The organism is Mesorhizobium kowhaii (assembly GCF_042431665.1).
In the GTDB taxonomy this organism is placed as follows: domain Bacteria; phylum Pseudomonadota; class Alphaproteobacteria; order Rhizobiales; family Rhizobiaceae; genus Mesorhizobium; species Mesorhizobium kowhaii.
The window spans coordinates 154,496-177,566 of the sequence record NZ_JBHLYT010000007.1 but is presented as its reverse complement, the minus strand read 5'-3'; the positions used below and the strand labels follow the sequence as shown (position 1 = coordinate 177,566).

Genomic DNA, 23,071 nt, shown 5'->3' with positions numbered 1-23,071 from the left:
TCTCCGATCGTGGCTGTGTTGAGCTGTTTCAACTGCTGCGTGAACAAGGACAATGGATGTCCCTGGAAGCGGTCCGTTTCATGGCTGGCGATGACCGTATGCCAGATACGCGACCGAATATCTTGGATGTCCTGTCGCTGCGGGCGCGCCCTGGACGAAGCCGTCCCGGCTGCTCCTCATCTCCCTTGCAGCTCCTATAGCAAAGCTGCACGATTAATTTAAGTTGGATTTCCTGATTGCAGCGATAAGATGACATTATGACAAACCTGACCCTGAAGCAGCTGCGCTATTTCGAGGCGCTGGCGCGGCACAACCATTTCGGACGCGCGGCGGACGCTTGTGCGATCTCCCAGCCTGCCATTTCGGTGCAGATCAGGGAATTGGAGGAAACGCTGGGCACGGAGCTTTTCGAACGAGGTCCGCGACAGGTCCGGCTGACCAATTTCGGCGAAGAATTTGCCTTGCGCGTCCGCGACATCCTGCGTTCGGTGGACGAACTCGCCGACCTCGCACGCTCTTCGCGCGACCGGCTGGTCGGTCGGCTGCGCATTGGCGTCATCCCGACGGTCGCGCCCTACCTCTTGCCGACGATCATTGGCAACCTCTCAAGCATGCATGATGGCCTCGATATCCATGTGCGCGAGACGCAGACGCAGAAGCTGATCCAGGAACTGGCGGACGGTCGGCTCGATGCGGCCATCGTTGCCTTGCCGGTGTCCGAACCGTCGCTGACGGAAATCGTGCTGTTTGCCGAGAATTTCGTCCTGGTCCGGCCCGGCGAAGACGAGGGAAAGCCGGTGCCCAATCGCGAAATGCTGCGTGAAATGCGGCTGCTTCTGCTGGAAGAGGGTCATTGTTTCCGCGACCAGGCACTGTCCTTCTGCAACATGCATTCGGCCCGACCACGCGAGTTGCTGGACGGCAGTTCGTTGTCGACCCTGGTCCAGATGGTCAGCGCCGGCATCGGCGTCACCTTGATCCCGGAAATGGCCGTGCCGGTGGAGACGCGCTCGGCGTCGGTCTCCATCGCACGCTTCAGGAGCCCCCAACCGTCGCGAACGATCGGCATGGTCTGGCGCAAGACCAGCCCGATCGCCAAACAGTTGCTGCGGATTTCCGAAGTCGTTCGGCAATCGGCCGACGCGCTGCGCGCGCAGCACAATCCGACGCCGATTGCGCACCTGCTGAACCTGACGGTTTCGGCACCGGCGATCACCAAATCAACGCTGCCTCAGTGACCGCGTGCTCAGCTCGCTGCCTGGAACCGGATTTCGCCCTTGTTCAGGAAGCAGGTCTTGTTGAACAGCGACAGATCCAGCGGGTTCGGCAACCGGACATCGCTGAGATCGGGAACCAGCTTTTTCGCCGGATCGTATGACCGGTCGATCTGCGAGATGAAGACGAGGATCAATCCCCTGTCGCGCGCAAAGGCCTTGAGCGTGCGAACCTGCGCCATCAGGTCGGGATTTTCCCGCTTCTGATCGAGCAGCTGCAGATAATCGATCACCGCCAGCGTGCCGCGCGGCGCCGATCCCAAAGTCTTGACGATGTAGTCGGCGCTGATGGCGTCGGAATTATCGAATACGAACTGGTCGTTGAACTGCGCCGGTTCCGCCCCGATGGCGCGAAACCGGTCCAGCACATCCTTCTCCGTATATTCCAGCGTGAAGAACACGCCGCGATTGCCGGACTTCATGGCTTCGATCGCGAGTTCGAGGCTCATCAGTGTCTTGCCGTGGCCCGGTCGCGCCCCGACCAGAACCAGGTCGCCGGGCGCCAGGTGTGCAAACAATCTGCCGGCGGGCGCTGCCTCAGTTGCCTTGGCCGCAAGCAGGCTCCAGCTGGCGAAGCCTTCCTGTGCCGCAACACGGTCAAGCGCCTCGTGCAGCGGAAGCTTCTCTTGGCGGGACAACAGCCTGGCTTGACGTTTCAGGTAGTAGATGGGCCCGGACAGCTTCATCGCAAAACCTCCTGATGCGAGCAGTTTTCGCAACCCCTCCTTATGCCTGGCGCTCGAACAGTTGGTTCGGTGAATGGATAGCCCCGCACGAATGATGCTTCCCCGCGGAGGGAGGAGGCGCGGGCCGCGCCAGAATCAAAATGATAGCGCAATCCCCGCGGATCGAAAATCACGGATTTTACGGACGTGGAGAAGTCCGCCGAAACCCTTGAACCAGTAGTCGGAGTATGCTTCCCCCGCGGTTCTCATGCGGGCTTCCTTTCGGGTGCGCTAAACAAGATGTGTTTCGCCGATTGGCGCGCGGTCTTTTATGATTGGTTCCTGGCGGAAACACCGCAAGGATTCGCAAGATGGCTTTGGCGGGGAGTAGTGATCCGGTGCGGTTGAGATCTGTCTTGCTGGGTGTCGTCGCCAGCCTCCTCCTTGTCGTCATCGCCTTGACGGTGTCGGCCCGGTCGTTTGCCGCGCTGCCATCGGGCGTTCCAGCCTGGCTGCAGGCCCATGTCGGCGACAGCGACGGTCAGATCTCACAAGTGGTTCTGGAGCGGGCGCGCGCGCTCTATCTGAAAAAAGTCGCGCAAGGTGCCGTCAAGAACCCCTGTTACTTCGCCATGGATGCAACACGCCCCGGCGATCTGGGCAACGGAGTGCTGGGGCGCCGATACTATGTCATCTGCGAAGCCAGCCAGTCGTTTCGCGCGATTTCATCAGGTCACGGCGGTGGTCGAAACCTGAAAGGCACTGTCGATTTTTCAAATGGCAGGCGGTGCTCGAAGAACTTCGGCAACGCCATGGATTCGGAATTGACCGCCGGCGGGGCCTATATGACCCGCGAGGCGAAAACGTCGTTCAAAGGCTTTTATCGCACCGGCGCGAAGCAGGACGCCGCATTTCTGCGCACCTTCATACAGTTCGACGGCGAGGGCGAAGCTGCTAACGCCAGGCAGCGTGTGATCGGCGGCCACGCGGCCCAGGTGCTGCGCGGCATGTGCCTGCGCAAAAATCCGGACAGCTCATACGCCGACCATGACGGTTTCGTGCCGTTCGGCAAGCTGGTGGAATACGCCGGCGGCCGCAGCAATGGCTGCACCAGCTGGTCGCCGGCGGATGCCCAACAGATCATCTCGATGGTCAAGGACAACCCGACGACGCTCTACATCTACCCTGAATCACGCGACATCGCCGCGGTGGCGGCTATCCGTTCGCAGTCGGGCGGTAGGCCCTACTGGAACGCGTCCTGCCTGAAGGAAATCGGCGCTCCGAAATTCTGGCCGCGAAAAACCCTCGAGCCGATGATTGCTCAATACAAAAAGGATCATCCGGCACCGCCGCCGCAGCCGCTGCCGATCTGCAAGGGGTCTTGAAGTCCGCACCCGGAGAGGCTGCGAACTTCACTGTTGGTTTCGCGCCCACTCAGCGCAGAAAACTGAGCACGGCCTGCATGAACTCGGCAGGGTATTCGACATTCGACAGGTGAACCGCGGGCAGGACAACCAGCTTCGCGCCGGGCACCGTCGCCGCGATCAACTCGCTGTGGCTGGCGGCCGTCACCGTGTCGTGCTGGCCGGCGATCACCAGTGTCGGCAGGGAGATCAGCGCTACGGTGCGGCGAAGGTCCGCATCGCGAACCGCCGCGAACAGGCCCGCCAGGCCGTGCCGGTTGATAGTCAGTAGCATGGTGCGGAATTCCTCGATGACCGGCTCGTTGGCCGCCACCATAGGCGCGGGGAACCAGTTGCTGAGGAAGACCTCGGCGGTTTCCGACATGTCCGGCGCCTGCTGCACGACGGCAATCCGCTCGTCGAAATAGCTTGCCGGCCCGAGATGGGACGAGGTGTTGCTCAGGATCAACCGGTCGATCCGCTCGGGCGCATGAATGCCGAGCCACTGCCCGACGAAACCGCCCAGCGACAGGCCGAGGAAGTGCGCGCGTTCAATGCCGAGCGCATCGAGCAGCTCGATGACGTCGCGGCCTAGCCGGTCGAGCGAATAGGCACCGGCCGGAACGCTTGATCCGCCGTGACCGCGAAAGTCGTAACGCAGAACACGGAAATGCTTCGACAACTCGCCGACCTGCCTGTCCCACATATGCAGCGTGGTGGCGATGGAGTTCGACAGCACCAGCACCGGCTTCCCGGCATCGCCATCAATGCGATAGACGATGCGTGTGCCATCGCCTGTTGTCACGAAATTCAGCTCATTCATGGTGAAGACACCTTCCTTTTGGGAGCGTTGAATGAGGCAAAGCGTAGCCGCCCTTCGTTTTTGATGATATTACAAAGATAGAACAATCTCTGTAGTAGAAGCTGACATGGCCGAATTCACCTTGCATGACCTGCAATGCTTCGATGCCGTGGTTCGCACCGGCGGCTTCCAGCCTGCGGCGGCCATGCTGCATCGCTCGCATCCGGCGGTGTTCGCCGCCGTCGCGAAGCTGGAACGACAACTCGACCTCATTCTTCTGGATCGCAGCGGCTATCGCGTGCGTCCGAGCGAGGCGGGGCTGTCGTTCCACCGCCGGGCACGTCAGCTGCTGCGCGAGCTGGAAGGCCTGCGGGTTCATGCCGCTCAGTTGTCGATGGGTGAGGAAAGCGAGATCCACGTGGTGATCGGCGACCTGTGCCCGCGCCCGCAGGCACTGGGAATGCTCGGACGGTTCTTCGCACAATACCCGGGCACGCGCCTGCATCTGCACTTCGAAGCCGTGGGCGGCCCACGGGAGCGCCTCTTCGACGGCGAAGCCGATTTGATCCTGCACTGGATCGACAAGAGCGACCCGCGTGTGGAATGGGTCGACCTGTGCAAGGTGCCATTCATTCCAGTGGTGGCGCCAGGCTTTCTGCCGGAGCGCATCAGGCAGCCAATCACGCCGGATCAGATGCAGGCGTTCACCCAATGCGTCATGCGCGACACGGCCAGCCATTCACCACAACAAGACTACTTCATGATCGAAGGTGCGCCGCAATGCATGGTTGCCGATCAGGGCATGAAGAAGGAAATCATCCTGCAGGGTCTTGGATGGGGTCACATGCCCCGCTTCCTGATCGAGGACGAGCTTCGCGACGGACGCCTGCAATCCATTGCCGGTCGTCATCTGCCAGGCCGCACCGACGAGCTGGTGGTGGCGCGCCGCCGCGACCGGCCGCACGGGCCGATCGCGAACCGGTTGTGGGATCATATCCAGCAGGAGGTGCCGACGCTGCGCCGTGCGCTCGAACCGCCGAAATCCGCCTATCGGGGTTGATGACCCTTTCGAGCTCGTCTCCGTGCCCTCGCGTAGTTTCCGGTCAGGGGCCAGATCTTCCGACGCCAGGAGCCGATCTCGAAACCGTCAATGACTCCGAAGCTTAATGCCCCGCGGTTTGGGACCGCTGACAATCCAGGCGTCATCGTAGTCGAGTGCATGCGCCCAAACGCACTTCGTCAGGTACTCCGAGGCCTGGCAGCGCGTCGACGACTTCGTCCGGCAGTTGATCGAAAAGGCCAGCACTGATCGGCTGTGGCTTTACAATCACTGGCATGCAAATTCGGCATTGGGTTATTTCAACCTGATAGCCTTTGAGGAAAAGAGCTTGAGAGTCAGCGTCTTGAAGCGCGCTACAACGCGGCGGGAAAAGGCCTACTGCAGCAGACCCTTGACGATGCCGCTCGCCTTGCCGAAATCCATCTGGCCGGCATATTTCTGCTTCAGTGCGGCGATCACCTTGCCCATGTCCTTCTGGCTGGCCGCACCCGTCGCCGCGATCGCCTCGCGCGCCGCCACGGCTACCGCGGCATCGTCGAGCTGCGTCGGCAGGAAGGCGCGGATGATCTCCATCTCGCCGCGCTCCTGTGCGGCCAGTTCCGGCCGCTTGCCGTCGTCGAAAGCCTTGGCCGATTCCTCGCGCTGCTTCACCATCTTGGCCAGGATCTGCAGGATCTCCTCATCGCTGGCCGGCTCCTTGGCAGAACCGCGATTGGCGATGTCGCGGTCGTGGATGGCCGCCTGGATCAGCCGCAGCGTCGGCAGCCGGTGCTTGTCTTGCGCCTTCATCGCGCTCTTCAGGGATTCGGCGATTTTGCCACGCATGGTGCTTTCTCCTTCGATCGGCGCGGACAATAGCGCCGAGGGCAAGCCAACGCAAACTCTGATATCTTTAGGCAAGTCACTGATATTGCTTGACGAAATAAATCAGACCCCGATTTCGCATCATCATTGACCACTCTGCCCCCTTCCCCTATGTACTGGGCCTTGCATGAACTGAAGCTTGAGTGCGTGGAAGCCGCGAATTCGCCGCTTTGCGCCATTTGCTGCGCCGATGGCCCACAGGGCCAATTTGAAGCGCGCAGCCTGATAGGAGTGCCGCCATGGCCGAGATGACGCCCCCTTGGGCCACCGAAAAGCCGACCGCCCTTCTGGTGCTGGCCGACGGCACCGTCATCGAGGGTCGCGGCCTGGGCGCCACCGGCTCCGCCGTCGCCGAAGTGTGCTTCAACACCGCGCTGACCGGCTACCAGGAAATCCTCACCGACCCGTCCTATGCCGGCCAGATCGTCACCTTCACTTTCCCGCATATCGGCAACATCGGCACCAATGACGAGGACATCGAGGACCTCAATCCGGTCGCCCGCGCCGGCGCCGTCGGCGCCGTGTTCAAGGCCGATGTCACCAACCCGTCGAACTACCGCGCCGGCACCGGTCTCGACCAATGGCTGAAGAAGCGCGGCATCGTCGCCCTGTCGGGCATCGACACCCGCGCGCTGACCGCGCTGATCCGCGAAAAGGGCATGCCCAACGCCGTCATCGCGCACGCGCCCGATGGCGTGTTCGACCTCGACGATCTGAAGCAGCGCGCCGCCGCATGGTCGGGCCTGATCGGGCTCGATCTCGCCAAGGAAGTCACGTCAGGCCAGTCCTCGGTCTGGCGCGAGACGCCCTGGGTGTGGAACGAAGGCTTTGGCGAACAGGCCGAACCCTCGATGCATGTCGTTGCCATCGACTACGGCGTCAAGCGCAACATCTTGCGCCTGCTCGCCGGCCTCGGCGCCAAGGTCACCGTGGTGCCGGCCAAGACCGGCGCTGAAGAAATCCTTGCCATGCAGCCCGACGGCATCTTCCTCTCCAACGGCCCCGGCGACCCGGAAGCCACCGGCGACTATGCCGTGCCGGTCATCCAGGACCTGCTGAAGACCGACATCCCGGTGTTCGGCATCTGCCTTGGCCACCAGATGCTGGCGCTGGCGCTGGGCGGTAAGACCGCCAAGATGCATCAGGGCCATCACGGCGCCAACCATCCGGTCAAGGACCACACCACCGGCAAGGTCGAGATCGTCTCGATGAACCACGGCTTTGCCGTCGATGCCGACTCGCTGCCCGCCGGCGTCGAGGAAACCCATGTCTCGCTGTTCGACGGTTCGAACTGCGGCATCACGCTGACCGGCCGGCCAGTGTTCTCGGTCCAGCATCACCCCGAAGCCTCGCCCGGCCCGCAGGATTCGCACTATCTGTTCCGACGCTTCGTCAATCTGATCCGCGAAAAGCGCGGCGAAGAATTGCTGGCCGAACGGACTTAACTCGAGCCGTTAACGCTGCCCCTCATCTGGCTGCCGCCATCCTCTCCCCGTGAACGGGGAGAAGGGGCTGGCCGCAACCTGGGCACTTTTTTCTGCAACGTTGGGAATTGGCAAAAGCTCCGGTGAGGGGCAGCGCAAACGTCAGCCGCAAGGAGCACGCCACAAACGTCGTGCCTTCGGAAGGTCTACGCCACCGGCCGGCCTTCGCTGGCTTCCAGGATGGCGAACCAGTGCTGGCGGTCGAGCACGATCTCCATCGCCTTGACCATGGCAGCCAGCCGTTCCGGCTTCATCGAACCGAGCACCGGCACCAGCCGCGCCGGATGGCGCAGCAGCCAGGCGATGGCGACTGCGGCGAGATCGCCAGCACCGATCTCAGCAGCCACAGCCGCCAGCGCTGCACGCACCCGCGCCTCTCGCCCCTCCTGTCCGGTGAACAGCGAGCCGCCACCGAGCGGCGACCAGATCATCGGCGCATAGCCAAGCCGCTGCGCATGATCGAGACTGCCGTCGGTCAATGCGGACGTCTTCAGCACCGACATCTCGATCTGGTTGGTGGCAAGCGTGAAGGGCAGCCGCGACGCCAGCAAATGGAACTGTGAGGGCGTGAAATTGGAAACGCCGACCGCCCTCACCTTGCCGGATTTGACCAGCCCGGCCAGTGTTGCCGCCGTCTCGTCGGCATCCATCAGCGGGTCCGGTCGGTGCAGCAGCAACAGGTCAAGATAATCGGTGCCGAGATTGGCAAGCGAGCGGTCGACCGAGGCGGTGATGTGGGCAGCACTGGTGTCGTAGTGCTTCAGGCGGTTTTGCGGCCGGTTGTCCGACGCCAGCATGATGTCGCATTTCGAGATCAGCTCGATCTCGTCGCGCTTGCCTTTCCAGCGCGCCAGCCCGGCGCCGAAGGCCGCCTCGACCTCGTAATTCCCATAGATGTCGGCATGGTCGAAGCTGGTCAGGCCGAGATCGACGGCGGTGTCGATCAGCCGGGCCACCGCCTCGGCATCCGGGCGAACAGCCCCATCGAGCAGGCGCCAGGCGCCGAAGACCAGCCGCGACAGCGACGGCCCGTTCTTGGTCAGGGCGATACGCCCGTCATGGCTCATATCTGCGCTCCATCTTCCGCGACGCCGGTGGTGACGTTTCTGAGCGCCGCCGGCTTTGCCACCTTGGTGACGAAGACGATGAGCGCCAGCATCAGGAAAACCGCGCCAACCAGATAGGGCGCGCCGCCGAAGGTCACGGGCGCATTCGGCCCCGTGAACCATGAGAAGATCGCCGTATAGAGCAGCGGCGTGATGATCGAGGTGATCGAGAAGATCGAGGTCATCGCGCCTTGCAGTTCGCCTTGCGCCGAAGGCGGCACCTTGGCGGCGGCGAGGCTCCTCAGCGGCGGATCGGCAAGCGCTTCGAGGCAGCCGGCGACGATCACCGCATAGATCATCCAGCCTTGCGACGCGAAGGCGTAACCGAAGGCGCTGAGCGCCGTGAAGGCAAGGCCGATGACCGCCGTCTTCCACTCGCCAAGCCTGGGGATCACGCGCGGCAGCACAGTCGCCATGACGATCGCCCCGCACAGGCCGAAGGCGCCGAGCGAAAAGCCGATCTGTTGCTCGCTCCAGCCATAGCGGTAATTGGAGACGAACGACCACACCGCCGGATACATCATGTGTCCAAGCGTCATCAGGAAGAAGACAAGCCCGATCCAGCCAATGCCTTTGTATTGGCGCATCTGCAGAAGCGTCCCGACCGGGTTCGCGCGTTTCCACTCGAAACGGCGGCGGTGCTTGTCATCGAGCGTTTCCGGCAACAGGAACAGCGCGATCAGGAAGTTCACGAAAGCCAGCCCGGCAGCGAAATAGAACGGCACGCGCGGCCCGAACGTGCCGAGCAGCCCGCCCAGAACCGGCCCGATGACGAAGCCGACGCCAAAAGCGATGCCGAGCAGGCCGAAATTCTTCGCCCGGTTCTCATCGTTCGAGATGTCGGCGATGAAGGCGGATGTCGTCGAATAGCTGGCGCCCGAAATGCCGGCCAGCACGCGCCCGATGAACAGCATCGGGTAGGACCAGGCGAAGGCGCAGATCAGATTGTCGATGGAAAAGGTCAGCACCGAGGCGAGCAGGATCGGCCGCCGTCCGAAGCGGTCGCTCAAGCCGCCCATGATGGGCCCGAAAAAGAACTGCATCGCAGCATAGACGAAGAACAGCCAACCACCCTCGATCGCCGCTCCGCTGATGCTGACGCCGGTCAATTCCCTGAGATAGGCCGGTAGCACCGGCATGATCATGCCGAAGCCGATGATATCGAGCAGCAGCGTGGTGAAGACGAGCGCAAGGCCCCGTCTGGCGGTTTTGGGGTCGATCATAAAGGGTCAAGCTCCTCTGCTCGCCCTGGTGCGCAGGCGGACGCACCTTATAGGCGAGCTTGCCGCACGGAACAATAAGGGAACAGGCCGGATGTGTTTATCCTGACATCCCCTGACGACGCTTCGCCGTCAGGGGAGGCTCGGGAAACAGTCTCTCAGAGCGGACCGCTCAGCGTGTTGCAGTCCGAAAGTTTGCCGCTCTTGTAGCCGCGCGTCAACCAGGTCTGCCGCTGCTGCGAAGTACCGTGGTTGAAGCTTTCCGGCACGACATAGCCCTGCATTTTCTTCTGCAGCGTGTCGTCGCCGATCTGCTTGGCGGCGTTCAGCGCGCTTTCGAAATCGCCCTGCTCCAATATGCCTTTCTGCGCGGTGTAATGTGCCCACACGCCGGCGAAACAGTCAGCCTGGAGCTCGATGCGCACCGACATCTGGTTGGCCTCGACCTCGCTCATGCCTTGCCGCATCTGGTTGAACTTGGACATGATGCCGGTCAGGTTCTGCACGTGGTGGCCGATCTCATGGGCGACCACATAGGCCCGGGCGAACTCGCCCGAAGCGCCGAACTGCTGGTCGAGTTGCTGGAAGAAGGTCATGTCGAGATAGACCTTGTGGTCGCCGGGACAATAGAAAGGTCCGGCCGCCGCGGAGGCAAAGCCGCAGGCCGAGCGGACCTGGCCGCTGAACAGCACCAGCTTCGGGTCCTCGTAGGTCAACCCTTGAGACTTGAAGATGCCGGTCCAGGTGTCTTCGGTCTCAGCCAGCACGGTGGCCACGAACTGCTTCATCTCGTCGTTGGCGGGCGTGGCGCCGCTGTCCTGGCCACCGCTGTTGTCGGTGATCTGGCCGCCGTCGCCACCGCCCAGGATCGTCGACGGGTCGAAGCCGAAATACCATCCGGCCAGCACCACCAGGATGACAAGGAAGATGCTACCGCCGCCGCCGGCACGGCCGCCGATCGGGATACGGAACTGACCAGGGCTGCCGCCGCCGAGTCCGCCGCCGCCGCTGTCGCTGCGGTCGTCCTCGATATTGTCACTCTGACGACGGCCTCTCCAGAGCATGGCAACTCCTCGCGCTGCGAACTTCCCCATTGTCCCGGTAAGCCCGGCTCAACCCAACAAACAATTATCGCAATGGTTGCGCCAAGTCACAGCATTTTTCGCGACCCAGGCAGTGCCGGCATGGCGGCTGCGCCGCTCTGGTCGGGAGAAGACAAGCCCTGTAGCATCGCCTGAACCAAGGGGGCGAGGAGCGCTTGCGAACGATCGGCCGAATGCTGCTTGTACTGGCCCGAATGCTGATTGTACTGGCATTGAGCTGCCTTGGCTTACGGGCAGCCGGCGCGGTGACGCTCGATTCCAGCGTTGCCGTCACCGATCCCGCCACCTTGCAGGCGCTGGAGCGTGGCGGCCTGTCGATCAGCCGCCTGCTGGGCCCAGCACTCGGCCTCACCCGCGACGTCGACAATCGCGGCCATGGCGAAGTCGACGGACACCAGCCAGAAATTCAATCCGAAATACATCGACGACGACGGCTCGACGCTCGACCTGACCGGCGTCGTCAACCGCATGGATCGCGGCTATCTCGGCCACACCGAATGCGGCGAGATCCGGCTGATCTATCGCTTTCATTATTCGGTCGCGGAAAAGCCGGTGAAGGGAAAGGTGAGCCAGCGCATTTCCTCGCGCCTGCCGTTGACCATGAGCCTAGTCTTCAACGCCAAGCCCACGCGAGCGCAGGCCCGCGCTTCAAAGGACTTGCCGAGCGCGACGGACGTGTCCTGCGCCGACGTCGCCAAGCGCTGGCTTGCCGCCGGGCAGAAGGACCTCGCGCCCGATCAACTCGCTGCCTCGCTGCGTTCCGACCAAGGCCCGCTCTCCGGCGCCATGCTGAATTCGTCGCAGATCATGCGGCTCGAACTCAACATGCAGGTGCTCAGGCTATCGGCCTCGACGCGGCGCGATTTCGGCGGCCACGCCGAGTACCTGCTGAAGATCTTCAAATGGAATCCGGCCACCTCGAGCTTCTACGAATCGAAGATGGAGAACCAGATCGATAGGGCTATCGTGCTGGCCGACAAGCCGTCCTTCGCCAAATGGCTGCTCACCGACCGCAACATCTACGACCTCGACCATGGCCGGCTGGTCGTCGACGAAAAATTCCTGGCCAAGAGCGCCGTCTCCGTCGCGCCCGGCGGCCTGAGCCGGTCGCAGAACAACATCGCCTACGGGCTGGTCGACGACGCCGATATCGACAAGGCGCTGAAGGACTACGTCGCCAGGGGCAACACGCTCGCTACCGTCAAGTCGGTGGCCGGCTTCGAATTGCGGCTCAACGAGATGACCTGCACCGGCTGCCACCAGACGCATGGCATTGCCGGCTTCCACTATACAGGCGCCGATCCGGCCAGTGAGCCGCGCCGCAACGCCGTCTTCGTGCCGGGCTCCGCCGTGTTCTTCGCCGACCTGCCGCGCCGACGCGCCATCGTCGAGCAGTTCGCCGCCGGCGGCCACCCCGACTTCACCAGAGGTTTCGCAGCCCGTCCGGACCAGAAATATGCCGAGGCGCTGAAAGGCACCGACCTCTACAATGGTTGGGGCTCGATCTGCTATCGCGGCGAGGATTTAAGCTTCAAGGACTGGAGTTGCGGCGAAGGCCTGCGCTGCGCCGGTGTCCACGAAAGCGCCATCCATCCGGGCTTCGGCACCTGCGTCAGCGAGGCCGGCACCGCGGTCGGCGATCCCGTCGAGTTCGGCGAGATAAAAATGTCGACATGGGGCAACGACCAGTATTGCCGCCTGTCGCCGGCCACCGCCAAGGCATGCGCCATCGATCCGGCGCGGGACAAGAAGCCGCTGGTCAAGCTCGCCGGCTATGGAGCCGCGCGCCAGCGCTACGACAATCCGCAGCAGAAGACCGGCGGCTTTCCCGGCGGCATGCTGCGCAAGGCGAGTTGCGACAAGCTTCCCGACGAGGCGACGTGCGGCCGGTTGGCCAAGACCGGCTTCAACGACTGCATCGCGTCGGGCAAGGACCACAAATTCTGCACCAAGGAATTCACCAAGACCGCTGGCCTGCGTGCCTGCGACAAGGCGCATCCCTGTCGCGAGGATTATATCTGCACCGCCGGCTACGATGACCTGCGGAAGCAAAAGCCGGCGAAGGCACCTGCATCCCGCCCTATTTCATCTTCCAGTTCCGCGTCGACGGCCACCCGCGCAGCTGGGTGCAGGATGTCAGAGAGTGAGCTTGCCGCACGCGGCTCAGGCAGCCTGCCCGAAGGGAGAGCCTAGTCCCGCTGCTTGGCGCCAGCGCTTTTGCCGTCGGAGCTTTTCGAGCGCTCCTCGAAGCGCGCGGCGCCTTTCTTCAGCGCGTGACCGGTCTCGGCCTCGGTCTTGCGCTCGTCCTTCGCCGCCGCCTGCTTCAATCCCTTGGCCGCCTGCTTGCCCTTTGCGGTCGGTGCCTGTTCAACGCCCATCGCTTCCTCCCTTGGCGCGCGACAATCGCGCGGTGTCAGTAGCAACGTGCGTAACATCAGGCGGTTCCAGCGGCTCGCAGGTGGGAATCAACAGCGATACGGCTTAGCGCGCCGCCGTCATCGCCTTGCGGAACGCTTCCAGCGTCTCGGCGCTGACATGGTGCTCGATGCCCTCGGCATCGATGCGCGCCGTCTCGGCACTGACGCCGAGCGAACGCAGGAATGCCTCCACAGTCTGGTGACGGATGCGGCTCTCCACCGCGACCTTGCGGCCGGTATCGGTCAGGAACACACCGCGATAGGGCTTTCTCGACACCAGGCCGTCGGCGCACAGCCTGGTCAGCATCTTGGCCACCGTCGGCTGGGCGACGCCGAGCCGTGCCGCGATATCGACCTGGCGCGCCTCGTTGCCGTCCTCGATCAGGTCGGCGATCAGCTCGACATAATCCTCGACCAGCGCGCTGCGGCGCGCTTCGCGCGTATGCCTGAACCCTTCCGAATGAACGTCGGCGTCAGGCAGCGGCTTTTCGCGCGGGACCGGTCTGTTCTTCAGCGCCAATGCGCGCCCCTCCTGGGAGTTTAGCCGTCCATGCATTTATAGCACGGGCTCTGATTCTTCAGGCCGTTTATTTGCATTCCGCCGCAGGTGCAACCGGCACTCCCGATTGCACCTTGTGCACACCGACCATGCGCCAGATAAAAAGCACCGACAATGAAATATAGCATATTGCATAATGTTGAGCCATGGCATAGCTTAAGGGAACATCAGCACGTCTCGCGGAAAGCCCCCTCATGTCTGAAGTCGAAGCCACAGCCTCCCGGTCCACATGGCGGTTCGCCAGGCCCGAGGACGACGACCAGCCCAGCCTGAGGGAAGTCAATTCTTCCATCGCAGTGCCGAGTTCGGGCGTCTGGTTCCGCCGGCTGTTCGCCTTCATGGGCCCCGGCTACATGGTCTCGGTCGGCTATATGGATCCGGGCAACTGGGCGACCGACCTCGCTGGCGGCGCCCAGTTCGGCTACACGCTGCTGTTCATCATCATGCTGTCCAACCTGATGGCGATCCTGCTGCAGGCGCTGGCTGCCCGCCTCGGCATCGCCACCGGCCGTGACCTTGCCCAGGCCTGCCGCGCCTACTATCCGCGTCCGGTCAATTTCGTGCTGTGGATCGCCTGCGAACTGGCCATCATCGCCTGCGACCTGGCCGAAGTCATCGGCACGGCGATTGCGCTGCAGCTTCTGTTCGGCATACCGCTGATCGGCGGCGCCATGCTCACCGCGCTCGACGCCTTCCTGGTGCTGCTGCTGATGAACAAGGGTTTTCGCTATCTCGAAGCCTTCGTCATCGCGCTTTTGATCATCATCTTCAGCTGCTTCGCCATCCAGATCTTTGTCGCCGCCCCGCCGGCCGGCTCGATCCTGCACGCCATGTTCGTGCCGTCGTCCGAGATCGTCACCAATCCGGCGATGCTCTACATCGCCATCGGCATCATCGGCGCCACCGTCATGCCGCACAATCTTTATCTGCACTCCTCGATCGTGCAGACCCGCGCCTATGAACGCACCGACAAGGGCAAGCGCGACGCCATCAAATGGGCGACGACGGACTCGACCATCGCCCTGATGCTGGCCTTGTTCGTCAACGCCTCGATCCTGATCGTGTCGGCGGTCGCCTTCCACAACACCGGCCACCAGGATGTCGCCGAGATCGGCCAGGCCTTCGAGCTGCTGTCGCCGCTGCTGGGCTTGAGCATCGCCTCGATCCTGTTCGCCGTGGCGCTGCTGGCTTCCGGCCTGAACTCGACGGTGACGGCGACGCTGGCCGGCCAGATCGTCATGGAAGGTTTCCTGCGCCTGCGCATCCCCAACTGGGCACGCCGGCTGCTGACACGCGGCGTCGCCATCATCCCGGTGGTGGTCGTCACCGCGCTCTATGGCGAAAAGGGCACTGGCCAGTTGCTGGTGTTCAGCCAGGTGATCCTGTCGATGCAGCTGCCCTTCGCGGTCGTCCCGCTGGTGCAGTTCGTCTCCGACAAGAAGAAGATGGGCAACCTTGCCATTCCGCGCAGCGTCGCCGCACTGGCCTGGGTGGTCGCCGCGGTCATCCTGGTGCTCAACTTCAAGCTGCTCTACGACACCATGTTCGGGGTCGGCTGAGTTTCGGCGTCGCCGAGAAATCGACTGCCCTCTGCGAAGAGGTAATCTCGCGACAAATCGGCAATCCGCGCTATCTTGTCCCGCGTCATGACCGGGATCGAAGACATCAGGACGTTCTACGCGCGGCTGATGGCCGCCAACGCCGGCTCGCGCGATCCGCGCCTGGAGGCGGTCTTCGCCGAAGTGCCGCGCGAAGCCTTCCTCGGCCCCGGGCCGTGGAGGATCGTCGCCGGCAACGGCAAGATCACGACGCCGAGCGCCGATCCGGCCCACATCTACCAGAACGTGCTGGTGGCGCTCGACGACGCCAAGGGCATCAACAATGGCGAGCCGTTCCTGCACGCCATGTGGATCGGAAAGCTTGCACTGAGACCCGGCGAGGCCGTTTGCCACATCGGCGCCGGCACCGGCTACTACACCGCGGTGCTGGCCAGGCTGGTTTCGCCCGGCGGCACCGTCACCGCTTTCGAACTCGACAAAAACCTGGCCGAGCTCGCACGACAAAATCTCGAAGCCTATGGCAATGTAACCGTCGTCCATGGCGATGCCGTGACGACGCCCTTGCCGCCATCCGACATCATCTATGTCAATGCCGGCGTCGCCGCGCCACCGGCGGGATGGCTGAAGGCGCTGCGGCGGGGCGGCCGCATGATCTTTCCCTGGCGCCCGGCCGAGCGCGTCCCGCTGGCGGTGATGGTGACCTGCACCGAAAAGGGCTTCGCTTGCGATCCCTTCATGCGCTCGTGGTTCATTCCATGTGTCGGCGCCTCGGTTGCAGGCCCTGCGGCGAAGATCCCGACACGGGACCAGGCCGCGCGCAGCCGCTCGATCTGGCTGACGTCGGACAAGGCGCCGGACCGCACCGCCACCGCGATCTTCGGCGAGGTCTGGTTCTCCTCGCGCAGCCTCGATGGCAGGCCGCGCAATTGACGCGCCGATGGCGGGTTTGCCGGAAATTTCAGATGGCCAGAAATTTCACATGGACTGTCGGGCGGGTGACCGGTCGCCCGTCCTTGGGTTGAAGTCCGGCCACGACGGTGTGGATTGAAAAACGGGAGTATTGGAATGAGAAAGATCATCGCAGCGACATTCGTCAGCCTCGATGGGGTCATGCAGGCCCCCGGCGGTCCGGAAGAGGATCCGGTCGGCGGCTTCAAGTTCGGCGGCTGGACGTTCCACTACTGGGACGATGCCATGGGCGCGTTCATGGGCGAGACCTTCACCAAGCCCTTCGACCTGCTGCTCGGCCGCAAGACCTACGACATCTTCGCCGCCCACTGGCCGTACCAGGACAACGATCCGATCGCCGAAAGCTTCAACGCCGTCACCAAATATGTGGCCACGCACCGGCACGACACGCTGACCTGGAACAACAGCCAGTCGCTGGGCGACGATGTCGTGGCGACGCTGCGCCAGTTGAAGCAGGAAGACGGCCCGGATCTGCTCATCCAGGGGTCGAGCGACCTGATCCAGACCTTGCTGGCCAATGATCTGATCGACGAGATCAGCCTGCTGATCTTTCCGCTGGTGCTGGGCAAGGGCAAACGGCTGTTCGGCAACGGCACAATGCCTTCCGCCTTGAAGCTGACCCGCTCGCAGGCCTCGAGCACCGGCGTCATCATGGCGACCTATGAGCGCGGCGGCGAGATCAAGGCTGGATCGTTCGCGCCGGAGAAGCCGTCCGAGGCAGAGATCGAGCGGCGCAAGACCTGGAAGTAGCGGGACCTGGGTTCCTCGCCCCCGCCAGAGCGGGGGAGAGGTGGCCGCGAAGCGGACGGAGAGGGGGTTTTCGTAGAACGAATGCCCATTGGAACTGGGCACCGTCGCGCCGGTCCCCCTCTCCGTCTCAGTTGCGCCGAGCCACCTCTCCCCCACATTCGTGGGGACGAGGAACCCAAGTCTACAACCCTCAAGCCGCCACCAGTCGCCGCGCCAGCCCGTCACGGATATGCCGCGCGAACTCCTGCGCTGCGGGCCCGACACCGTGCCTGGGCAGATGCAGGTTGATGGCAAAATTCGGCAGCGGCGGCAGGCCTGAATCGAGCGGCAATATGTCGAGATCGGCCGGCACGGTGGAGGCCAGCCAGGTGGTGACCGCAAGATCCGAGCGCACGGTCGCCGTCGTCGCGTCGATGTTGCCGTTCTCGAACACGGTGCGCCATTCCAGCCCATGCTCGCTGAGCGCCGACAGCACCGCCGGGCGGAAGGCGCAGGTGTCGGCGACGATCGAGACCGGCAGCGGCCGCTTGGCGCGGGCAACGCCGCCCTTGGCGCCGACCCAGACCAGCCGGTCGATGGCAAGGCACTCGCCGGCCGACGTGCCGACCCGTTCCTCGATCACCGCAAGGTCGATGGTTCCCGCCGCAAGGGCGGCGGCCAGCTCCGGTGACGAGGCGCAGACCAGCGATATCTCGACCTGCGGATAGGTCTCGGCATAGCGCTTCAGCACCGGCGCCAGCAAGGTGCCGACAAGATCGTAGGGCACGCCGAGCCGCACCTGGCCGGCCACCGGAGTGCCTGCCATTTCGGCCCAGATCTCGTCATTGAGGCCGAGCAGCCGCTTGCCCTTGCCGAACAGCCGCTCGCCGGCGCGCGTCAGCCGCAAGCCGCGCCGGTCGCGCTCGAACAGGCTCGAGCCAAGCGCCTCCTCCAGCCGCTTGACCTGCTGGCTGACCGCGCCCTGTGTCAGGTGCAGCGCATTGGCCGCCGCCGTCATGCTGGCCTTGTCGGCGACGGTGACGAAGGTGCGGATCAGCGCCATGTCGAGATTTCGGATCATGGCCTGCATTATGTCTGCTAATGCCAACCATGGCAAACATTGCATTTACTGAAGTTCGCGCGCGGCTACGATGGCAACTTCCTACAGAGGAAGTCGCATGCTCGAGCCCATCATCCCCCTCGTCCTGTTTGCGATCGTTGCCACCACCACGCCCGGCATCGCCACGACCCTGTCGACGGCGTCCGGCGCGCAGTTCGGCTTTCGCCGTTCCGTTCCCTTGCTGGTCGGCAGCGCCGCTGGCCTCGCCACCGTGACAGGGGCCGCGGCGGCCGGGCTTGCCGGCCTGCTGCTTGCCGTGCCCTCGCTGCAACTGGCGATGAAGGTCATCGGCTCGCTCTATCTCGTCTGGCTGGCGATCAAGATCGGCCGCAGCGGGCCGCCCAACCTGGACGTGACCATGGCCAGGCCGAACAGCTTTCTCGGCGGCGCCGGCATTCAATGGATGAACCCCAAGGGCTGGGCGATGGGACTGGGTGCTGCGGCCTCGTTCGCGGCTTTGGCCAGCGGCCCGCTGCAGCTTGCGCTGTTGCTCGGCGCCACCTTTGGCCTCGCGGCGGCCGCCTCGCTGTCGCTGTGGTGCGTGGCCGGCATGCTGCTTGCCCGGCTGCTCAAGACTGAATGGCAATGGCGCGCGCTCAACATCGTGCTTGGCTTGGTGCTCGCCGCCTCGATCATTCCGATGTGGCGGTCGGCCTAAACGCCAACCGCCACGCTCTCGTCAAGCCGCGTAGCGGGCGGCTGGCTTGTCGGCATGCAGGCTGCCGTAAAAGGCTTGCCGCGCGCCGAGGAAAGTGTCCAGCTTGGCCGCGTCGGCAAGCCCCGGCACCGTGACGGCTTCGCCTTTGGCCAGCCCGACTAGCGCGGCATCGACCAAATCATCGGCCGTCATGACGATCTCCTGCGGAAGGCTGTCGATATCACTGCCGGCAAGCTCCCAGAAATCGGTCCGGGTCGCCCCCGGCAACACGACCTGCGCCTTCACCTGCGTACCCGCAACTTCGCGCTGCAGCGCCTCGGTGAAGTTGACGACATAGGCCTTGGTGCCGCTGTAGATGCCGCCGAACGAGGTGTCGAAGGCGAGCACCGAGGCGATGTTGACGATGGCGCCACGGTTGCGCGCCACCAGCCCCGGCAGCACGGCACGGGTCAGCCGCGTCAAGGCGATGACATTGACCTTGATCATGCGCTCGGCCGCATCGGCGTCGGCGGTTGCGACGACCTGCTGGCCGCCGATGCCGGCATTGTTGACCAGCAGCGTTACGCTGTCGTCGGCGGCGATCGCCTGTTCGACGCGGCGGATATCATTGTCGTCGGCGAGATCGGCGCTGATCATGCTGACCTTGCGGCCGTAGGCATAGCGCAGCTTCTCCGCCAGTTCCTCGAGCCGGTCGGCGCGCCGCGCCACCAGCACCAGGTCATAGCCCTGCCCTGCCAGCCGGTCGGCATAGACCGCGCCGATACCCGCCGAAGCACCGGTGACGACCGCCGTGCCCTTGTTGTCCTGTCCACTCATTGTCCTGTTCCTTCTTTGACCGATTTGCTTCGCTTCAACCTGGCCGCCGGCACTGCTGGCAATCGCCCTCACCTTGCCGGCAAGCCGCCTGATTTCATTTAGTGGCATATGCCACCATTAGTGAAGTAGGCATATGCCACTATCTTGTCAATGATCGGAACGAGGATTATTTATGGACGCTGCGGGCGGACATCCTGTCGCCGTCGCTAAGGATAACATCATGTCGAAAGACTCGCTGCCCGGCCTGACACTGTGCAACAACGCGATGCTGCGTCGCGCTGCGCGCAAGCTCGGCCAGTTTTATGATGATGTGCTTGCGCCCTCGGGCCTGAAAGCCACGCAGCAGGGCCTGCTCTACCAGATCCACATCGGCAACGAGCCGGCGATGGGCGCCATTGCCGCGTCCCTGATCATGGACCTGTCGGCGCTCGGTCATACGCTGAAGCCGTTGATCCGCGACGGCTATGTCGAGACCTTTGCCGATCCGGACGATCGCCGCATCAAGCGCGTGCGGCTGACGCCGCGGGGTCTGGTCAAGCTCGACGAGGCGATGAAATTGTGGAGCGTCGCCCAGCAGCGCTTCGAGGATGTGGTCGGCAAGGATCAGGCGGCAAAACTGCGCGCGGCGCTGGATGACATCGCCGCGCTGGATTTTGATTTGCCAGCCAGCTGAGCCGGCCGGCGATCCAAGGACCGTTCTATTCTGCCGGGACCGCAACCGGCTTCACCAGCCGACCGGCCAGCACGATGCCGAGCCCGATCAGCGGGAAGGCCGCGGCGACCAGGCCGAGATCGGCCGGCGCGCCGTAGCGCAGCACGGCGCCACCGACCACGGCGCCCAGCGCCACGCCGAGATAAAGCGCAGAACCGTTGAGCGACAGCACGATCGGGGCGGCGTCGGGCGCCAGCTTGATGATGCGGCTGGCCTGCGCCGGCGGGAACGCCCAGCCGACAATGCCCCAAGGCACCATCATCGCCATCAGCGCCGGCCCGGCAATGTGGGGCGGCAGGAAGGTCGGTATGACCGACAGCAGGACCAGCATGGCGGCGCTCAGCGCCAGCGACCAGCCGACGGTGCGCGTTGCGCCGAAGCGATCCGCTGCCTGGCCTCCGGCAATGTTGCCGATCACGGCGCCGACACCGAAGGCGAGCAGCATGCCGGGCAGCGCGATCTGGCTGAGCCCGCCGCCCTCGATGGCCAGCGGCGCGACATAGGCAAAGACGGTGAAAGCGCCGGTCAGCGCCAGCAATGTCGTCAAAAGGATCGGCATGACACCGGGACGCAGGGCCGCCGCCAGCCGGCGCTTCAGGGGCAGCCTGGTGCCGACGATGCCGCGCGGCAGCCGGTACCACAGGATGGCGCCGGCGAGCGCGCCGAGGCCGGCAATGGCGTAGAAGGTACCACGCCAGCCGGCGAAGGTGGCGACCAGCGCGCCGAGCGGCGCGCCGACCGCGACGGCCACCGTTGTGCCGCCGACGACGACGGCGATGGCGCGGGCCCGGTGGTGGTCATCGACCAGCGCCACCGCGGTTCCCTGCGCGGTCGCGGCGAACAGGCCCGACGACAGCGCCATGACGATGCGCGCGATCAACAGAAGTTCGAAGGAAGAGCTCAAGGCGGCGGCAATGTTGCCGATGACGAAGAACACCAGCGTCCACAGGATGACGCGGCGCCGATCCCATTCGCCGGTCAGCGTCGCCAGGATCGGCGTGCCGACCGCATAGGCGAGCGCGAAGGCGGTGATCAGCGTGCCGGCCAGCGGAATGGAGATGCCGGCGTCCGCCGCGATGTCGGGCAGAAGGCTGGAGATGACGAAGCCTTCGGTCGAGATCGTGAACGATCCGAGCGCAAGCCAGAAGAGGCGCTTGTCCATGAGGCGGTGTCCTTAGTTCAAAACTTATTGAACAATTGGACATAACAGGGCATGATGTCAATGAAGCCAAGGGAAAATAGCTGAACCCTCCTGACAGCCCTGTGTCAGCACAGTCGGTCAGCACGGATCATGGAACGGAGAAACAGTGTGCATGGCCACGGCGGGACGGATGCGTTGAAATCGGCCCGAACTGCGCTTAGGTTCCAGCCATGACCTTGCCACACCCCAATACCGATCAGATCAGCCTGCCGATCGTACTCGGCGTGCTCGGCGATCCGACGCGGCTTGCCATCGTGCGCTATCTCGCCAGCAAGCAAGGCGTGCCGCTGAACTGCAGCCAGTTCCTCGATCTCTGCTCGAAGACCAATCTGAGCTACCACCTCGCCAAACTGCGCGAGGCCGGCGTTACCCGCACCGAAGCGGTCGGCACCAACCGGATGATCACGCTGCGCCGCGCCGACCTCGACGCCCGTTTCCCCGGCCTGCTCGGCAGCGTCATCGCCGCCGCCGGCGATGATCCGGCGCTGCCGGCGGTCGGCGGCCTCGACATCGAAATCCCCGCCTGAGGCTGTTCCTCGCCCCGCTTGAGAAACGCTGCCTCACACACGGAGCCACCCAAAATGCGCATTGCCGTCCTCGCCGATATCCACGGCAATGTGCTGGCGCTGGACGCCGTGCTTGACGATCTGAAGCACCGCGGCGGCGCCGACCTGACCGTCAACCTCGGCGACAGCGTTTCCGGCCCGCTGTGGCCGCGCGAGACGATGGAACGGCTGGAAGCACTCAACCTGCCGACGGTGCGCGGCAACCACGACCGTCGCGTCGCCGCCGATCCGGCCGACGACGCGATGTGGCCTTCCGACGCCTATGCGCAGGAGCGGCTGACGCAGGCGCAGCGCGAGGCGCTGTTCGCCCAACCGCTAACGCTTGAGATCGCGCCCGGCGTCATCGCCTTCCACGCCCGCCCCGACCATGACGAGAAATATCTGGCCGATGCGATCACCGATGGCCAGCTGGTGCGCGCACCACTGGCGGCGATCCGGCGGCGGCTGAAGGCGCTCGACCCGGCCTGCCGCATCGCGCTGTGCGGCCACAGCCACCGGGCGGAGCTGATCCGCGTTCCCGGTGGTCCGGTCATCTTCAATCCCGGCAGCATCGGCTGCCCCGCCTATGACGATTCAACGCCGCCGGCGCATGTCTCCGAGCAGGGCTCGCCGCATGCGCGCTATGGCATCGTCACCCTGGGTGGCGCGGGCCAGCCCGACCGCTTCGAGGCCATCGCCGTCGACTACGACCACGAGGCGGCGGCCAGACAAGCCGAGCAGGCGGGACGCCCGGAATGGGCCCACGCGCTCAGGACGGGATTCATGCCAGGCTGAACGCCCTTGC

At 64.1% G+C, this 23,071-nt stretch carries 24 protein-coding genes; 12 read left to right on the top strand and 12 right to left on the bottom strand.

Annotation, left to right across the window (positions count from 1 at the left end; translation table 11 throughout):
- The first annotated feature begins 257 nt into the window (after window positions 1-257).
- Entirely contained in the window at window positions 258-1,238 is a 981-nt protein-coding gene (locus ACFFNA_RS09365) for a hydrogen peroxide-inducible genes activator (protein ID WP_378917616.1), read from the top strand.
- Window positions 1,239-1,246: 8 nt separating this feature from the next.
- Here the strand turns inward: ACFFNA_RS09365 and ACFFNA_RS09360 are convergent, their stop codons facing one another.
- Window positions 1,247-1,960, bottom strand: a complete 714-nt coding sequence (locus tag ACFFNA_RS09360; RefSeq protein ID WP_378917615.1) for a DNA helicase — start codon at window positions 1,958-1,960, stop codon at window positions 1,247-1,249.
- 377 nt (window positions 1,961-2,337) lie between these two features.
- On the opposite strand from ACFFNA_RS09360, the gene ACFFNA_RS09355 reads away from it, so the two are divergent.
- Window positions 2,338-3,324 carry a hypothetical protein gene (locus ACFFNA_RS09355; protein ID WP_378917716.1) on the top strand — a complete coding sequence of 329 codons (987 nt, stop codon included), beginning with the start codon at window positions 2,338-2,340 and terminating at the stop codon, window positions 3,322-3,324.
- A gap of 49 nt (window positions 3,325-3,373) precedes the next feature.
- Here the strand turns inward: ACFFNA_RS09355 and pcaD are convergent, their stop codons facing one another.
- Complete coding sequence (pcaD, locus tag ACFFNA_RS09350; protein ID WP_378917614.1) at window positions 3,374-4,165, bottom strand: 3-oxoadipate enol-lactonase; 792 nt, start codon at window positions 4,163-4,165, stop codon at window positions 3,374-3,376.
- A 106-nt stretch (window positions 4,166-4,271) separates the two neighbouring features.
- Between pcaD and ACFFNA_RS09345 the strand changes: the two genes are divergently transcribed.
- The gene (locus tag ACFFNA_RS09345; protein WP_378917612.1) at window positions 4,272-5,204 is read left to right on the top strand and encodes a LysR family transcriptional regulator; all 933 of its coding nucleotides are present in this window, start codon (window positions 4,272-4,274) and stop codon (window positions 5,202-5,204) included.
- Between the two features lie 375 nt (window positions 5,205-5,579).
- Here ACFFNA_RS09345 and ACFFNA_RS09340 read toward each other — a convergent pair whose 3' ends face one another.
- Window positions 5,580-6,029, bottom strand: a complete 450-nt coding sequence (locus tag ACFFNA_RS09340) for a GatB/YqeY domain-containing protein (RefSeq protein WP_111543729.1) — start codon at window positions 6,027-6,029, stop codon at window positions 5,580-5,582.
- Window positions 6,030-6,307: 278 nt separating this feature from the next.
- On the opposite strand from ACFFNA_RS09340, the gene carA reads away from it, so the two are divergent.
- Window positions 6,308-7,513, top strand: coding sequence for a glutamine-hydrolyzing carbamoyl-phosphate synthase small subunit (gene carA, locus ACFFNA_RS09335; RefSeq protein ID WP_378917610.1), 1,206 nt, complete (start codon window positions 6,308-6,310; stop codon window positions 7,511-7,513).
- 185 nt (window positions 7,514-7,698) lie between these two features.
- Here the strand turns inward: carA and ACFFNA_RS09330 are convergent, their stop codons facing one another.
- The 4 genes from ACFFNA_RS09330 to ACFFNA_RS09315 all read right to left on the bottom strand — a co-directional run bounded on the left by ACFFNA_RS09330 (window position 7,699) and on the right by ACFFNA_RS09315 (window position 11,358).
- Complete coding sequence (locus ACFFNA_RS09330; RefSeq protein WP_378917608.1) at window positions 7,699-8,619, bottom strand: aldo/keto reductase; 921 nt, start codon at window positions 8,617-8,619, stop codon at window positions 7,699-7,701.
- Complete coding sequence (locus ACFFNA_RS09325) at window positions 8,616-9,881, bottom strand: TCR/Tet family MFS transporter (protein WP_378917606.1); 1,266 nt, start codon at window positions 9,879-9,881, stop codon at window positions 8,616-8,618. The genes ACFFNA_RS09330 and ACFFNA_RS09325 overlap by 4 nt, the downstream gene beginning before the upstream one ends.
- A gap of 155 nt (window positions 9,882-10,036) precedes the next feature.
- The gene (gene ypfJ, locus ACFFNA_RS09320; protein WP_111542981.1) at window positions 10,037-10,942 is read right to left on the bottom strand and encodes a KPN_02809 family neutral zinc metallopeptidase; all 906 of its coding nucleotides are present in this window, start codon (window positions 10,940-10,942) and stop codon (window positions 10,037-10,039) included.
- Between the two features lie 266 nt (window positions 10,943-11,208).
- Window positions 11,209-11,358, bottom strand: coding sequence for a hypothetical protein (locus ACFFNA_RS09315; protein ID WP_378917604.1), 150 nt, complete (start codon window positions 11,356-11,358; stop codon window positions 11,209-11,211).
- Here ACFFNA_RS09315 and ACFFNA_RS09310 point away from each other — a divergent pair.
- The gene (locus tag ACFFNA_RS09310; protein WP_378917602.1) at window positions 11,357-13,174 is read left to right on the top strand and encodes a hypothetical protein; all 1,818 of its coding nucleotides are present in this window, start codon (window positions 11,357-11,359) and stop codon (window positions 13,172-13,174) included. The genes ACFFNA_RS09315 and ACFFNA_RS09310 overlap by 2 nt on opposite strands.
- On the opposite strand, the gene ACFFNA_RS09305 is transcribed toward ACFFNA_RS09310, so the two are convergent.
- Window positions 13,171-13,359, bottom strand: coding sequence for a hypothetical protein (locus ACFFNA_RS09305; protein ID WP_111542980.1), 189 nt, complete (start codon window positions 13,357-13,359; stop codon window positions 13,171-13,173). The genes ACFFNA_RS09310 and ACFFNA_RS09305 overlap by 4 nt on opposite strands.
- Window positions 13,360-13,462: 103 nt before the next feature.
- A complete protein-coding gene (gene mntR, locus ACFFNA_RS09300; protein WP_378917600.1) occupies window positions 13,463-13,918 on the bottom strand; it encodes a manganese-binding transcriptional regulator MntR in 456 nt (151 codons plus the stop codon).
- Window positions 13,919-14,151: 233 nt separating this feature from the next.
- Between mntR and ACFFNA_RS09295 the strand changes: the two genes are divergently transcribed.
- From ACFFNA_RS09295 to ACFFNA_RS09285, 3 genes are all read left to right on the top strand, one after another.
- Window positions 14,152-15,516 carry an Nramp family divalent metal transporter gene (locus ACFFNA_RS09295; RefSeq protein ID WP_378917598.1) on the top strand — a complete coding sequence of 455 codons (1,365 nt, stop codon included), beginning with the start codon at window positions 14,152-14,154 and terminating at the stop codon, window positions 15,514-15,516.
- Window positions 15,517-15,603: 87 nt separating this feature from the next.
- A complete protein-coding gene (locus ACFFNA_RS09290; RefSeq protein ID WP_378917596.1) occupies window positions 15,604-16,446 on the top strand; it encodes a protein-L-isoaspartate O-methyltransferase family protein in 843 nt (280 codons plus the stop codon).
- A gap of 135 nt (window positions 16,447-16,581) precedes the next feature.
- Complete coding sequence (locus ACFFNA_RS09285) at window positions 16,582-17,235, top strand: dihydrofolate reductase family protein (protein WP_111542976.1); 654 nt, start codon at window positions 16,582-16,584, stop codon at window positions 17,233-17,235.
- A 190-nt stretch (window positions 17,236-17,425) separates the two neighbouring features.
- Here the strand turns inward: ACFFNA_RS09285 and ACFFNA_RS09280 are convergent, their stop codons facing one another.
- On the bottom strand, window positions 17,426-18,295 hold the full coding sequence (locus ACFFNA_RS09280) for a LysR substrate-binding domain-containing protein (RefSeq protein WP_378917714.1): 870 nt from the start codon (window positions 18,293-18,295) through the stop codon (window positions 17,426-17,428).
- Window positions 18,296-18,392: 97 nt separating this feature from the next.
- On the opposite strand from ACFFNA_RS09280, the gene ACFFNA_RS09275 reads away from it, so the two are divergent.
- Window positions 18,393-18,992: a LysE family translocator gene (locus ACFFNA_RS09275; protein WP_378917594.1), complete on the top strand. Its 600-nt coding sequence runs from the start codon at window positions 18,393-18,395 to the stop codon at window positions 18,990-18,992.
- A gap of 21 nt (window positions 18,993-19,013) precedes the next feature.
- On the opposite strand, the gene ACFFNA_RS09270 is transcribed toward ACFFNA_RS09275, so the two are convergent.
- The gene (locus tag ACFFNA_RS09270; protein WP_378917592.1) at window positions 19,014-19,808 is read right to left on the bottom strand and encodes an SDR family NAD(P)-dependent oxidoreductase; all 795 of its coding nucleotides are present in this window, start codon (window positions 19,806-19,808) and stop codon (window positions 19,014-19,016) included.
- 220 nt (window positions 19,809-20,028) lie between these two features.
- Here ACFFNA_RS09270 and ACFFNA_RS09265 point away from each other — a divergent pair, with 220 nt between their 5' ends.
- Window positions 20,029-20,481, top strand: coding sequence for a MarR family winged helix-turn-helix transcriptional regulator (locus ACFFNA_RS09265; RefSeq protein WP_378917590.1), 453 nt, complete (start codon window positions 20,029-20,031; stop codon window positions 20,479-20,481).
- A 25-nt stretch (window positions 20,482-20,506) separates the two neighbouring features.
- Here the strand turns inward: ACFFNA_RS09265 and ACFFNA_RS09260 are convergent, their stop codons facing one another.
- Window positions 20,507-21,682: an MFS transporter gene (locus ACFFNA_RS09260; protein ID WP_378917588.1), complete on the bottom strand. Its 1,176-nt coding sequence runs from the start codon at window positions 21,680-21,682 to the stop codon at window positions 20,507-20,509.
- 209 nt (window positions 21,683-21,891) lie between these two features.
- Here ACFFNA_RS09260 and ACFFNA_RS09255 point away from each other — a divergent pair, with 209 nt between their 5' ends.
- On the top strand, window positions 21,892-22,248 hold the full coding sequence (locus tag ACFFNA_RS09255) for an ArsR/SmtB family transcription factor (protein WP_378917586.1): 357 nt from the start codon (window positions 21,892-21,894) through the stop codon (window positions 22,246-22,248).
- Between the two features lie 54 nt (window positions 22,249-22,302).
- Window positions 22,303-23,061 (top strand): metallophosphoesterase family protein, encoded by a 759-nt coding sequence (locus tag ACFFNA_RS09250; protein WP_378917584.1) that lies wholly within the window; start codon window positions 22,303-22,305, stop codon window positions 23,059-23,061.
- The last annotated feature ends 10 nt before the right edge of the window (window positions 23,062-23,071 follow it).

Excerpts from the sequence above, each read along its gene's own strand:
- ACFFNA_RS09315 (WP_378917604.1), bottom strand. The coding sequence starts at position 11,358 with ATGGCCGCGATTGTCGACGTCGCGGGTGAGGCCGAGTGCTGGGCCCAG.
- ACFFNA_RS09365 (WP_378917616.1), top strand. The coding sequence starts at position 258 with ATGACAAACCTGACCCTGAAGCAGCTGCGCTATTTCGAGGCGCTGGCG.
- ACFFNA_RS09310 (WP_378917602.1), top strand. The coding sequence starts at position 11,357 with ATGGCGAAGTCGACGGACACCAGCCAGAAATTCAATCCGAAATACATC.
- ACFFNA_RS09265 (WP_378917590.1), top strand. The coding sequence starts at position 20,029 with ATGTCGAAAGACTCGCTGCCCGGCCTGACACTGTGCAACAACGCGATG.
- ACFFNA_RS09290 (WP_378917596.1), top strand. The coding sequence starts at position 15,604 with ATGACCGGGATCGAAGACATCAGGACGTTCTACGCGCGGCTGATGGCC.
- ACFFNA_RS09255 (WP_378917586.1), top strand. The coding sequence starts at position 21,892 with ATGACCTTGCCACACCCCAATACCGATCAGATCAGCCTGCCGATCGTA.
- ACFFNA_RS09285 (WP_111542976.1), top strand. The coding sequence starts at position 16,582 with ATGAGAAAGATCATCGCAGCGACATTCGTCAGCCTCGATGGGGTCATG.
- ACFFNA_RS09280 (WP_378917714.1), bottom strand. The coding sequence starts at position 18,295 with ATGATCCGAAATCTCGACATGGCGCTGATCCGCACCTTCGTCACCGTC.
- ACFFNA_RS09275 (WP_378917594.1), top strand. The coding sequence starts at position 18,393 with ATGCTCGAGCCCATCATCCCCCTCGTCCTGTTTGCGATCGTTGCCACC.
- ACFFNA_RS09260 (WP_378917588.1), bottom strand. The coding sequence starts at position 21,682 with ATGGACAAGCGCCTCTTCTGGCTTGCGCTCGGATCGTTCACGATCTCG.
- ACFFNA_RS09345 (WP_378917612.1), top strand. The coding sequence starts at position 4,272 with ATGGCCGAATTCACCTTGCATGACCTGCAATGCTTCGATGCCGTGGTT.
- ACFFNA_RS09250 (WP_378917584.1), top strand. The coding sequence starts at position 22,303 with ATGCGCATTGCCGTCCTCGCCGATATCCACGGCAATGTGCTGGCGCTG.
- ACFFNA_RS09325 (WP_378917606.1), bottom strand. The coding sequence starts at position 9,881 with ATGATCGACCCCAAAACCGCCAGACGGGGCCTTGCGCTCGTCTTCACC.
- ACFFNA_RS09270 (WP_378917592.1), bottom strand. The coding sequence starts at position 19,808 with ATGAGTGGACAGGACAACAAGGGCACGGCGGTCGTCACCGGTGCTTCG.
- ACFFNA_RS09295 (WP_378917598.1), top strand. The coding sequence starts at position 14,152 with ATGTCTGAAGTCGAAGCCACAGCCTCCCGGTCCACATGGCGGTTCGCC.
- ypfJ (WP_111542981.1), bottom strand. The coding sequence starts at position 10,942 with ATGCTCTGGAGAGGCCGTCGTCAGAGTGACAATATCGAGGACGACCGC.
- ACFFNA_RS09360 (WP_378917615.1), bottom strand. The coding sequence starts at position 1,960 with ATGAAGCTGTCCGGGCCCATCTACTACCTGAAACGTCAAGCCAGGCTG.
- carA (WP_378917610.1), top strand. The coding sequence starts at position 6,308 with ATGGCCGAGATGACGCCCCCTTGGGCCACCGAAAAGCCGACCGCCCTT.
- ACFFNA_RS09305 (WP_111542980.1), bottom strand. The coding sequence starts at position 13,359 with ATGGGCGTTGAACAGGCACCGACCGCAAAGGGCAAGCAGGCGGCCAAG.
- pcaD (WP_378917614.1), bottom strand. The coding sequence starts at position 4,165 with ATGAATGAGCTGAATTTCGTGACAACAGGCGATGGCACACGCATCGTC.
- ACFFNA_RS09340 (WP_111543729.1), bottom strand. The coding sequence starts at position 6,029 with ATGCGTGGCAAAATCGCCGAATCCCTGAAGAGCGCGATGAAGGCGCAA.
- ACFFNA_RS09330 (WP_378917608.1), bottom strand. The coding sequence starts at position 8,619 with ATGAGCCATGACGGGCGTATCGCCCTGACCAAGAACGGGCCGTCGCTG.